This window comes from Streptomyces sp. NPDC058964 (genome assembly GCF_042741275.1).
Taxonomy (GTDB): Bacteria; Actinomycetota; Actinomycetes; order Streptomycetales; family Streptomycetaceae; genus Streptomyces.
The window spans coordinates 1-10,926 of sequence record NZ_JBHYKH010000305.1; the positions used below are offsets into that span (position 1 = coordinate 1).

Annotated in this window: 10 protein-coding genes, 1 tRNA gene and 2 pseudogenes; 7 read left to right on the forward strand and 6 right to left on the reverse strand. The window is 69.0% G+C overall.

The window, feature by feature from the left end; all coding sequences use genetic code 11:
- Both ACFW2E_RS30185 and ACFW2E_RS30190 read right to left on the reverse strand, forming a co-directional pair.
- A pseudogene (locus ACFW2E_RS30185) lies at positions 1 to 302 on the reverse strand (ABC transporter permease); the annotation flags it as partial.
- Positions 299 to 1,246: an ABC transporter ATP-binding protein gene (locus tag ACFW2E_RS30190; protein WP_384470243.1), complete on the reverse strand. Its 948-nt coding sequence runs from the start codon at positions 1,244 to 1,246 to the stop codon at positions 299 to 301. The pseudogene ACFW2E_RS30185 and the gene ACFW2E_RS30190, both read right to left, overlap by 4 nt.
- 619 nt (positions 1,247 to 1,865) lie before the next feature.
- On the opposite strand from ACFW2E_RS30190, the gene ACFW2E_RS30195 reads away from it, so the two are divergent.
- From ACFW2E_RS30195 to ACFW2E_RS30205, 3 genes are all read left to right on the forward strand, one after another.
- Positions 1,866 to 1,939: transfer RNA gene (locus tag ACFW2E_RS30195), tRNA-Met, on the forward strand.
- A gap of 253 nt (positions 1,940 to 2,192) precedes the next feature.
- The gene (locus tag ACFW2E_RS30200) at positions 2,193 to 2,567 is read left to right on the forward strand and encodes a hypothetical protein (RefSeq protein WP_384470244.1); all 375 of its coding nucleotides are present in this window, start codon (positions 2,193 to 2,195) and stop codon (positions 2,565 to 2,567) included.
- Between the two features lie 600 nt (positions 2,568 to 3,167).
- Positions 3,168 to 4,388: a glycoside hydrolase family 3 N-terminal domain-containing protein gene (locus ACFW2E_RS30205; RefSeq protein WP_384470245.1), complete on the forward strand. Its 1,221-nt coding sequence runs from the start codon at positions 3,168 to 3,170 to the stop codon at positions 4,386 to 4,388.
- Between the two features lie 252 nt (positions 4,389 to 4,640).
- On the opposite strand, the gene ACFW2E_RS30210 is transcribed toward ACFW2E_RS30205, so the two are convergent.
- Together ACFW2E_RS30210 and ACFW2E_RS30215 are read right to left on the reverse strand one after the other, a co-directional pair.
- Entirely contained in the window at positions 4,641 to 5,882 is a 1,242-nt protein-coding gene (locus ACFW2E_RS30210) for a SpoIIE family protein phosphatase (RefSeq protein ID WP_384470246.1), read from the reverse strand.
- A 368-nt stretch (positions 5,883 to 6,250) separates the two neighbouring features.
- Positions 6,251 to 7,603 (reverse strand): serine hydrolase domain-containing protein, encoded by a 1,353-nt coding sequence (locus ACFW2E_RS30215; RefSeq protein ID WP_384470247.1) that lies wholly within the window; start codon positions 7,601 to 7,603, stop codon positions 6,251 to 6,253.
- Between the two features lie 161 nt (positions 7,604 to 7,764).
- On the opposite strand from ACFW2E_RS30215, the gene ACFW2E_RS30220 reads away from it, so the two are divergent.
- Both ACFW2E_RS30220 and ACFW2E_RS30225 read left to right on the forward strand, forming a co-directional pair.
- Positions 7,765 to 8,448 carry a TetR/AcrR family transcriptional regulator gene (locus ACFW2E_RS30220; RefSeq protein ID WP_384470248.1) on the forward strand — a complete coding sequence of 228 codons (684 nt, stop codon included), beginning with the start codon at positions 7,765 to 7,767 and terminating at the stop codon, positions 8,446 to 8,448.
- Positions 8,449 to 8,576: 128 nt separating this feature from the next.
- The gene (locus ACFW2E_RS30225) at positions 8,577 to 9,161 is read left to right on the forward strand and encodes a GNAT family N-acetyltransferase (protein ID WP_384470249.1); all 585 of its coding nucleotides are present in this window, start codon (positions 8,577 to 8,579) and stop codon (positions 9,159 to 9,161) included.
- Here the strand turns inward: ACFW2E_RS30225 and ACFW2E_RS30230 are convergent.
- Complete coding sequence (locus tag ACFW2E_RS30230) at positions 9,116 to 9,346, reverse strand: hypothetical protein (protein ID WP_384470252.1); 231 nt, start codon at positions 9,344 to 9,346, stop codon at positions 9,116 to 9,118. The genes ACFW2E_RS30225 and ACFW2E_RS30230 overlap by 46 nt on opposite strands.
- 47 nt (positions 9,347 to 9,393) lie before the next feature.
- Here ACFW2E_RS30230 and ACFW2E_RS30235 point away from each other — a divergent pair.
- Positions 9,394 to 9,891, forward strand: a pseudogene (locus tag ACFW2E_RS30235) (SDR family NAD(P)-dependent oxidoreductase); the annotation flags it as partial.
- 466 nt (positions 9,892 to 10,357) lie between these two features.
- Here ACFW2E_RS30235 and ACFW2E_RS30240 read toward each other — a convergent pair.
- Positions 10,358 to 10,498, reverse strand: coding sequence for a hypothetical protein (locus ACFW2E_RS30240; protein WP_384470250.1), 141 nt, complete (start codon positions 10,496 to 10,498; stop codon positions 10,358 to 10,360).
- Positions 10,499 to 10,515: 17 nt separating this feature from the next.
- Between ACFW2E_RS30240 and ACFW2E_RS30245 the strand changes: the two genes are divergently transcribed.
- Positions 10,516 to 10,638: a hypothetical protein gene (locus ACFW2E_RS30245; RefSeq protein WP_384470251.1), complete on the forward strand. Its 123-nt coding sequence runs from the start codon at positions 10,516 to 10,518 to the stop codon at positions 10,636 to 10,638.
- Positions 10,639 to 10,926: the final 288 nt, after the last annotated feature.

Sequence of the window (10,926 nt, forward strand, 5' to 3'; positions counted from 1 at the left end):
ACCGAGGTCAGCAGCGGAAGCGCCCAGGTGCCCGCGAAGCCGAGCATCACCAGTGGTCCGGCCCACCCCGTGGCGTGCATCCAGCGGCCGAAGAGGGTGTCGACGGGGAGCGTGCTCTGCCGGCTCACCGCGGCGACGAAGAGCGCCGGCGCGATCCAGCAGGCGAGAACCAGCAGGCGGATCCGCCACTGCGAGACCAGCTTGACCAGCTCGAAGCGGTAGATGCGCGGAACCGGGACGGGACGGGCGGCGGCAACGTTGTCGACCACGGCGGTCGCGGGCTCGGTCTCGGTCGCGGTCATCGCTCGGCTTCCTTCCGCTGGGTGAGGGCGAGGAACGCGGCCTCGAGCGGCGACAGCACGGGTGCGAGCTCGCGCACCGCCACACCGGCGTGCACCAGTTGGACCACCAGTTCGTCGAGGGCGGGCACCAGCGCGCTTACGACGAGCACCTCGGCGTCGCGCCGAGCCATGCCGTCGACGTCGTCGACGACGCGGATCCCGGCCGTGTCGGCAGCCAGTCGCCGGGCGGCCCGTGGGTCGGAGGTCAGCAACCGGTAGTCCAGTTCACGGTTCTCGGCGGCCAGCTTGCCCAGCGGGCCGGAGAAGACGACCCGTCCGGTGGCCAGGATGGTGACCTCGGAACACAGCGCCTCGAGGTCGTCCATGCGATGGCTGGAGAGCACGACGCCGGTCCCGTGCGCCGCGAGCCGCGTCAGCACACCGTGCACGTGTCTTTTCCCGGCCGGATCCAGGCCGTTCGACGGTTCGTCGAGCACCAGCAGCCGTGGCTTGGTCAGCAGGGCCGCGGCGAGCCCGAGCCGCTGGCGCATACCGAGGGAGAAGCCGCGGACCCGGTCGTCGGCGACATCGGTGAGCCCGACCTGCCCGAGCACCTCGTCGACTTCCGCGGTCCGCGCGTCGCGTCCGCACAGCGTGGCGAGCGCGGCGAGGTTCTGCCGGGCGGTGAGCGAGGGGTAGAGACCGGGTCCGTCCACGAAGCCGGCGACCCCGTCGGGAGCGGTGAGCGCCCGCCCCACTTGCGAACCGAGGATCTGGAGGCGGCCGCTGTCGGCGACGGCCAGGCCGAGCAGAAGACCGAGCAGTGTCGTCTTGCCGGCGCCGTTCGGCCCGACCAGGCCGTGGATCTGACCCTGCGGCACATCCAGATCGACACCGTCGAGTGCGACGACATCGCCGAAACACTTGGTGATTTCACGAGCCCGGACTGCGAGGAGTCTGTCCATGAGTCCCTTCCGTCGAAACTCCAGGGACCTTAGAGACTGCACGCAACGTGGGCACACACGGGTGGTTGAACGCATAGGGAACGGATCGTCAAGGCGTAGGCAAGTCAGGGTCGGTGGTGGGCGGTGGGCGGTGGGCGGTGAGGCGAAGCGGCGACGGTTCGGCGCTTGGGTCGCTTGGGTCGCTGAGTTGCCGGGGTTCAGCGCGTCAGGTGCCGGTCGAGGCCCCCGGGGATTCGGTGGACCCGGTGCCGGTCCGGATCAGGGTGCGGCGGATGCATCGGATGCACCGGATGGGACGGATATGGCCGATACGGTCGATACGGTCGATACGGCGGAGGGCGATCCGGCCGGCACCCGCGCGCACCCCGGCGCCGCAGAACCCGCTCGGACAGCACCCCACGCAACCGGTGCACCAGTCGGCTCCCAGACCCGGACCGTGATCAACACGCACAGCGTGACGGCCAAACGGCCCAACGCCCCTGATTACGCCGAACGCGGCATGTCGCCGTCCTCACGGCAAACGCAGACCGCAAGCGCCGTGAGCCTGCCGTCCGGCGGGCGAAAGCGGGCCCCGGAAAATCGCTCGCTCGGCGCGTGCCCGGCGTCCTACAGTGAAGGCCGCCGGGTGGAGCAGGTAGGCAGCTCGCTGGGCTCATAACCCAGAGGTCGCGGGTTCAAATCCCGCCTCGGCCACGAAGACCGGGCCCGTCGCGTGATGCGACGGGCCCGGGCCGTACCCGGACGCGACGCCTCAACGACACCCGCAACGCGGCGAAGTGAAGGACCAGGACGGTCCGCCGCCTGCTGCATTGGCATGACCGGCGTCACCGGGTCGGGGGACTGCGCTGTCGGCTGCCAGGCCGGACATCCGGAATAAGTGTGACTATCACTTCAAGGTGGCGTGGCCACTCACGGCCGTCACCACGGCTGGCAGGAGGACCAATCGATGAACCTCACTCTGAAGCGCCTGCTCGGCGCTGCCGCAGCGGTGACCACGGGCGCGGCGGCCCTGCTGGGTGCCGGTGCCGGGACGGCCGGTGCCGCGGGCGACGGCCACCGGGCGCACTGCGACCGCGCCGAACGCGACATGTGGAGCGACGGGCCCGGCACCGACGTGATCGGCCACGGCTGCGACATGTCCGACAACGGGCGTCGCTGGTACACCATCGATGTCGACACACTCGTACTGACCCACTACAAGGGCGCTTCTGTGGACGACGGGGTCGGCGGCAGGGAGACCGTGCACGACGGAACCGTCAGGTGCATGGGCTACATCTCCGACAACGACACGGTGCGCTGGTTCGGCTGCCCGCCCTCCTGACGTACCCGCCGAGGGTGCTCGCCTGCCCCCGCCTGGAGGCAGCGAGGCGACCCGTCGACCTCCGATCGGTGGACGGCCGGTCCAACGCCGTTCCGGTCAGGGCGGCCGCGACCGGTGAGATCGTCTCCGTCGGGGACAACCTCCCCGGCTCCGTCCCGGGCGAGGTCCCGGCGAACCTGCCCCCGAAAAGGGTGCATCACAGGTGGGTTCTCCAGGAAGTAGCCCGACCGCCGGCTGTCCGTACCCGGCTCGCTCGACCACCTCCTGGCCGGCCCCGCAAGTTCGGACGCCGGGTACGCGGCCGGCCTGGTCGACGAGAACGTGGACGGCCCGCGCATCGCCACGTCTCCCCAGGGCGCCACGAAACATCGGCTGATACAACCAGTACTGCTGCAGGCCGAGTTGGCACGAGCCGCCGTTGCTGAATACCCGCATCCGGGTGTCCCGCACGACATCTCGGTGGCGAGGGCGACACATCCGCGACAGCAGAGGCGCACACCGTCGGATGGATGTACGTTTGTGGTATTGGCTGCGTGACCGCCGTCGACGGCCGGGCAAGGGGCGCCCGGTCTGCGACCGGCGTACCGGAAGGGGCTCCGAATGAGATCGCGGCAGGCGCCGGACCATGGCCTGAAGGGGAGGCGGGCGGTCTGGCCCGTCCCGCTGCTGACGCTTTCGCTGGCGGCCGCGAGTCTGGGCGGCGGCGCTCACACCTCCCACGCGGCGGCCGCATCGGCAGCGCCCGCTCCGGCTGCTCGGAGCGCGGCCGCGACCTGCGTCGACAAGGTCTACGGGGCCATGACCGGACCGCAGCGGGTCGGTCAGCTCTTCATGGGCGCCGTCGCCGCCTCGAAGCCGGACCAGAACCGGATCCAGGTGCTGCGCCAGTACCACGTCGGGTCGGTTTTCCTGGCCGGACGGAGTACGGCGGGTACGAAGGCGACCAAGGCCCTGGTCGACGGTCTTCAGGCGAAGGCCGACACCGTGTCGGGGCACCGCGTGGGCCTGCTGGTGTCCACCGACCAGGAGGGCGGCCATGTGCAGGTGCTGTCCGGTCCTGGGTTCTCGACCATCCCGACCGCGCTCGTGCAGGGAACCTGGTCGACCTCGAAGCTGACCAGCGAGGCCGCCGTGTGGGCCAAGCAGCTCAAGGCCGCCGGCGTGAACCTCAACCTCGCGCCCGTCGCCGATGTCGTCCCGTCCAGCCTGGGCACGAACAACGCGCCGATCGGCCGTTACGACCGGGAGTTCGGCCATACGGCCGCGACGGTGACCTCCCACAGCAACGCGTTCGCCGAAGGCTTCGCCCAGGCCAAGGTACTGGCCACGCTCAAGCACTTTCCGGGTCTCGGCTACGTCCGCGGCAACACCGACACCACGGCGAACGTGGTGGACTCGGTGACGACGAGCAGGGGCTCGAGCATCATGCCGTTCAGCTCGGGGATCAAGGCGGGCGCGCCCTTCGTGATGGTCTCCCTGGCCACGTACAGCAAGATAGACCCGAAGCGCCGGGCCGTTTTCTCCTCCATCGTGATCCAGGACCTGCTCCGCAAGACCCTGGGCTTCAAGGGCGTGGTGATCTCGGACGACCTCGGCAACGCGGTGGCGGTGAAGACCGTGCCCCCGGCCAACCGCGCCCTGAACTTCCTTTCGGCCGGCGGAGACCTGGTCCTGACGGTCGAGCCGAACCTGGTCCCTGCCATGGTGAAAGCCGTACAGAACCGGATGGCGGAGAACTCGGGCTTCCGCACGGAGGTGGAAGCGAGCGTCCACCGCATCCTGACCGCCAAGCAGCAGGCGGGCCTGCTGTACTGCGGCTGACCCCGACGGCTGTCAGGACTCCCAGAGGCGTTGACGGGACGGTGAGGCGTTGATGGGACGGCTCGTCGACCGAGTTCGCGGTTGAGGGCCCGTCAGCCTGCCGACGGACCCTTTCCCGAACTTCCGATGTCATGTACCGGGTGGGCCGGGCACAGGACGGGGCGTCTTCAGCCGGACGACGAGTGCGCGCAGGGCGCGGACTCCGAGGCGTCCGGTGCCTGTGCGCCTTCGCGGGGCGAGTAGCGCGGGGGACTACAGCCGGACGACGATCAACGCGATGTCGTCGTGTCCGCCGCTGCTGACGCCCAGGCGGGCGAGCAGCACGTCGGCCAAGTGGTCGGGGCCGAGCCGGGAGTTGTCGGCGAGGGTTTGGGCGAGGCGGTCCAGGCCGGTGTCGATGTCCTCGTCGCGGCGTTCGATGAGTCCGTCGGTGTAGAGGACGAGGGTGTCGCCGGGTTTGTAGGGGACGGCGGCCTGCGGCCGCGGGACATGACGCGGGCGGGCTCCCAGGGGCGGGTCGGTGGCCTGGTCGAGCAGGACGAAGGTGCCGTCGGTGCGGGCCAGGACCGGTGGAGGGTGGCCGGCGCTGCTGTAGGTGATGTGCCGGCGGCGGGTGTTGATGACGGCTTTGACCGCGGTGGTGGCCAGGGCCCCTTCGACCGAGCGGGCGTACAGGCCCAGGACCTCCATCGCCCTGGACGGCTCGTGCAGGGCGCGGACGGCGGCGGACAGCGCGCTGCGGAGCATGCCCATGGCGGCGGCGGCCTCCAGACCGTGCCCGACCACGTCGCCCACCGCGACGGCGACACCGTCGTCGGGCAGGTCGACCACGTCGTACCAGTCGCCGCACACATTGAGCCCCTTGGCCGCGGGCAGGTAGCGCACCGCGATGTTCGGGTGATGGGCCAGGTCCGGCGACTGCATCATGGCCTCCTGGAGGGTGACGGCGACCTTCCGTTCCCGGGCGTGGGCCTTGCGCAGCTGCTCGTTCACCAGTTGGAGCTCCCGCGCCCGCGCGTACAGTTCGGCCTCCATGGCTTCCTGCTGGCCGAGCGCCTGACCCGGTTGCGCGCGGGCGGTGCGGGAGAGTACGAACTCGGTGACGTCCTCCACCCGGTGGATGATCCATGCCACCTGTTCGTCCCGGCCGAGCACGGGCGTGTTGATCGGGGACCACCACCGTTCCTCGAATGTTCCGGGATGGCCGGAGACGGGGATGTCGTACTTCTGCACCGCCATCGTGTCCGGCTGCTTCGAGCGCAGGACCCGGTGCAGGGAGGCACTGAGGTTGCGCACTCCGTCGGCGTTGGGGTCCGCCGGGTTGTCGGGGAACGCGTCGAAGAGGTACTGGCCGATCAGGTCTTCGCGGGTGCGGCCGGTCGCCCGGCAGTAGGCCGAGTTGACGTCGAGGATCTCGAGATCGGGGCCCACGACCAGGTACGGGCTGGGGGTGGCGGCGAACAGCGCCTGGTAGTCGATCGGCGGTGTGGTCACTTGCGCCTTCCCGTTCCTCTCCGGTGGCCCCCCTTTCCGGTTCCACTATGCGCGCTGGTGATCACCGAACCGGTGGGACGGGGATCCCGGAGTGTCGAGGACGCCGGGCACCGGCCGGGGGCCCGGCTGCCCACTCCGGCGGCCGGGCCCTCGGCTCGCGGGGCCGTCTGCCGCCCGTTCGGCGGGTCGGCTTCCGCGGCAGGCCTAGGGCGTGTGCCGAAAGTGGATCAAGGTGGTGGTTGATCCATCGCGGTGAAATGAGGTGGTCTTGTTTCGAACTGGCTGACCTGCACGCCATCCTCAAATGCTATGGACCCGGACGAGTCTGCCCCAGCCGCGCCTGCGGTGCTGTCCGGGAGCTCCAGGTGTCACTTGGCGGGTGCCGGAACCCGGCTGAAGAACCGGCCGGCCAGGTCCGCCCCGATGATGGCGCCGTCGGCGTCTCGGGTGAGGAAACCGCGCTGGCCGATCAAGCCGCCGCCGGTGACGATGTACTCGTCGCCGCTTCCGGGGAGCAGGCCGAGCCCGGCCGGCGGCAGGTCCGGCGGCAGTTCCTTCTCGGACGCCTTGCGGATCTTCGGCTTGATCCGGCATTCGACCGTCATCGCGGCACCGTCGGTGTCGATGATCAGCGTCATGAATTCGTTCGCGTAGTGCCCGATGATCTCCTGAGCGCGCTGCGGGTCGTACGGGAGAGGCTCGGCGTCACGCTCGACCACGCCGAGGTAGTGCTCGAGCGCCCAGCGGAGCACGGCCTGATTGAACTTCAACCCGCTATCGGGCCCGGCGTTGGACACCGCCACGACGGCGAAGTCCCGGTCCGGAACCAGCAGCAGGTTGGCGAACTGGCCATTGGCCGATCCGCCGTGCCCGACGGTGCGCACACCGTCCACGTCGCGCAGGAACCAGCCGAGGCCGACGGCGTCACCAAGCGTGGAGCCGTGCAGTTCCACCGTCGGCTCCTGCATCCGCCGCGCCAGGTCACCGCCGCTGAGGTGGAACCGGGCCCAGCGCAACTGGTCGGAGACCGAGGACACCAGGCCGCCGCCCGGGTTGTTGCCGCGCGTGTTTTTCCATGTCCGGGCGACCTTGAGCGCCCCTTCGCTGAGGTTGTGGCCCACGGCGAACCGGCGGGTGATGGCCTGTCCGGCGGTGAAGACGCTGTTGGCCAGGCCGACCTGCTCCATGACGAGTGAGGCGACAGCGGCCTCGTAGGTCTGGCCGGTGACGTTCTCGATGACCCGGCCGAGCAGGTTGTAGCCGAGCTGGCTGTAGGAGGCACGGCCGCCGACCGGACCGATCAACGCCACCTCCGCCATCTTGGCCACCTCACCGGCCAGCGCGTCATCTCCGTCTCCGCTGTCGAAAACCATCCGGGTGTCCAGCCCGGCTGTGTGGTTGAGCAGGTTCAGGATGGTGATTTGTGCGGCCGCGCCCTCGTCGGGGAGCCGGAGTTCGGGAACGTAGCGGCGGACCGGCGCCTCCAACTCGACCCGCCCCGCCTCGATCAGGCGCATGATCGCGGTCGCCGTGTAGGTCTTGGTGACCGAGCCCAGCACGAACAGCGTGTCCCGGTCGACGGGCAGCGGGTTGTCGATGCTCGTCACGCCGTGACAGGCGGTCAGCTCCCGTCCGTCCCCCCAGACCCCCACCGCTGCACCCGGGATGCCGAACTCCTTGGCCTTCGCCGCGACGAACTCATTCAGCGCAAAGCGTGACATCTCAATTCCCTCTCGGCCAGTGTGGTTCGCGCACGCCCCGGAGGTGTCCACCGGGCCGTCGGGTCGACTTGCACGCTGTTCAAGTGAAGGTTAATGAACGACTTGAACGCAGTGCAAGAGGTTTCTTGAACACCGTGCAAGTCGACGGCTACCATGAATCCATGGCCCGCGACACGCTGACCCGCGAACAGATCCTCAGCACCGCTATCGCTCTACTGGACACCGAAGGGCTGGAGGGCCTGAACATGCGGGCACTGGGCCAGCGTCTGGGCTCGGCAGCCACCGCGGTCTACTGGCACGTGGGCAGCAAGGACAACCTCATCGCCCTCGCCAGCGACCAGCTGTGGCAAGAGATCACGCTGCCGGACCCTGACCTGGTCGACTGGCGCACGGCAGCCACCACCATGGCCACCGACCTGCATGCGATGCTCACCCGCCACCCATGGCTGCTGCAGGCATTCGGTTCCTTCCTCATGTTCGGCCCCGGCAAGGCCCGCCATGACGACCACCTCCTCGCCATCTACGAGGCCGCGGGATTCACCGGCGCCGCAGCCGACCAGGCCGCAGCCGCCGTTTTCACCTTCGTCCTCGGCAACGCCCTCGGCCCAGCCGCGGCAGCCTCGCTCACCCGCAAACTGCGGCGTGAAGGCAGCAGCAACGCCGAACAGGTCATCGGCAACGCCAAGGCCGAAGCCCGCGAGATTGCCGCACAGTTCCCCCGGCTGCGCGCCCGCCTGGACACCCACGGCGCCGACTACGGCGCGGCACCCGACAACACTTTCCAGTTCGGCCTCCAGGCCGTCCTCGACGGGCTGGAGGCGCTGCAACGCGGGCCCACTCGGTGACCATCGCGGGATCAATCGGGAAGGCACGTACGCCCTCCGCGTCCAACCCGACGTCGATCCAAAGGCCTTGAGTATTGCTCCGCAAAGTGCCTGATCGCATAGCGAGTGTGGGTGTTATCGTCCCTCGCATGGCTGAACTGATCGCTCCCACGGGGCTGCTGCATTCCTCGTGGCTCACGGCGCGTGACGAGTGGCAGCCTGGTGCTCACCAGGACGGGGCCGGCCTGCGTCTGGCTGGTGACGATGACCTCGACAGCCCGGAAGGGTTCGCCTCATGGGTCGAGCGGCTGCGACAGCAAGCGGACCGGTCGCTGCCTGTCGGGGAAGGACGCGTCCACGCCACCCACTGGTGGATCGTCGACGGCGAGACGTACCTCGGGGCCATCGACCTTCGGCACTATCTGAACGCCTTTCTGCTGGAAGGCGGCGGACATATCGGCTACAGCGTTCGGCCTTCTGCCAGGAGACGCGGACTGGCCTCGTGGGCGCTGGGAGCGGTTCTACTCAAGGCGCCGGCGCTCGGTCTGGACCGGGTCCTCCTCACCTGTGACGATGGCAACGTCGGCTCGGCGCGCACCATCGAAAACAACGGAGGCGTCCTCGAAGATGTGCGCCGCACCGAAACCGGCGTCAAGCGCCGCTACTGGGTCACTCTCGATGACGCTGGTCACAGCCATTCATTGATGGCCGCGACGAGGACGGTCGCCTCGTAGCGGACGGCCAGCTTGTCGTACCTCGTGGCCACGGCGCGGTGCCTTTTGAGGCGATTGATGCCGCACTCGACGGCGTGCCGAGCCTTGTGGTCCTCCGGGTCGAACTTCGGCGGACGGCCGCCGTGGGAGCCGAGTTTCCTTCGATTGCGGGCCTGGTCGGCCTTATCCGGGATGGTGCAGCGGATGCCACGTCTGCGTAGGTAGGCGCGGCTTTTGCGGGAGGCGTACGCCTGACCGCGCCGGAGGGCTCGACGTCCTGGTCAACAACGCCGCGATCACCGGCGGTATGCCGCAGACGCCCACCACGGTCGATCCCGCGACCGTACGAGTCGTCGTGGAAACCAACGTGATCGGGGTCATCCGCGTCACCAACGCGATGCTGCCCATGCTGCGCGGCTCGGCATCGCCGCGGATCGTGAACATGTCCAGCAGCGTCGGCTCGCTCATCCTGCAGACCACGCCCGGCATCGACATGGGCCCGATTCCCGCTGCGTACTTGGCGTCCAAGACCTTCCTCAACGCCGTCACCGTCCAATATGCCAAGGAACTGAGCGACACCAACATCCTGATCAACTCCGGCTGTCCCGGCTTCACCGCCACCGACCTCAACGGCTTCCAGGGCGTCCGCACTCCCCACCAGGGCGCGGCGATCGCGATACACCTCGCGACCCTGCCCGACGACGGACCGACCGGCGGATTCTTCGACGACGGTGGAACAGTGCCCTGGTGACAGGCTCACCGGCCCCTAGTAGTCCAGCCGATGTTCGTTGCTGGTGCGGTGCGAGGGCTGGCGAGACGGGACGGCCACCGCCATTCATCGTGGTTTGTGACGTCGACGAGTTCTGCGGTGACCGTTGGCCACCCTTTAGACCCTGGCGGGGCCGAGAAGTTGTTCAGGGAGTTGATGGGGCGGGTGGCCGGCCGGTTCGGCCGGGTCGAGCCGCGTCGGACCGCCGAGCGGATGGTGCGCGGGCTGCTTGCCGAACTGCCGCGTAAGAACTGCTGGACGATCGCTGAGCAGGCCGGGGACGCCTCCCCGGCGGTGATGCAGTCGTTCTCGTCGCGCGGCGCGTGGGGCACGCCTTCTTCACATCCCCGGTCTCGTCCAGCACCAGCGTCCCGCCGCCGCCCAGATGCTCGACGCAGTGGGCGTACCTGCGCCCGGACGAGCCCGAACCGCCGGAGCGCGGGCGGCGCTACCTGCTCATCCGGCGCAGCCCGACCACCGGCGAGACCGCGTTCCACCGCTGCTGGGCCCCGGCTCCGGTGTCGTTGAACACGCTGATCGGCATCGCCGGGATCCGGTGGAAGGTCGAGGAGGCGCTCCAGACAGGCAAAGGCCTTGCCGGTCTAGATGAACACCAGGTCCGCCGCTACGTCTCCTGGGCTCGGTGGGACCGTGCTGGTCATGCTCGCCCACGCCTTCCTCACCATCGCCGCCGCCGAGCAGCCGAACCACCCGACAACGCGCAGATGATCCGGCTGACCCGCAACGAGATCGCGCACCTGCTCGCCGTCGCCGACCACAGCCGGCCCCACCCACCCGGACACCGACAGCACTGGTCGCAGTGGCGACGACACCACCAGCACACCGCCCGACGATGCCACTACCAGCGACGACAAGCAGCGCCGCCATGACAAATCTCGAACGTCAGCTGGGCTACTAGACGCAACGCCGTTCAGTTAAGGCCTGGGGCCGCTTGTCAAAGCCGTAGGCAAAGCAGCGGAGCTGCCGTAGAAGAGGTCTGTCACTCCAAGACATCCT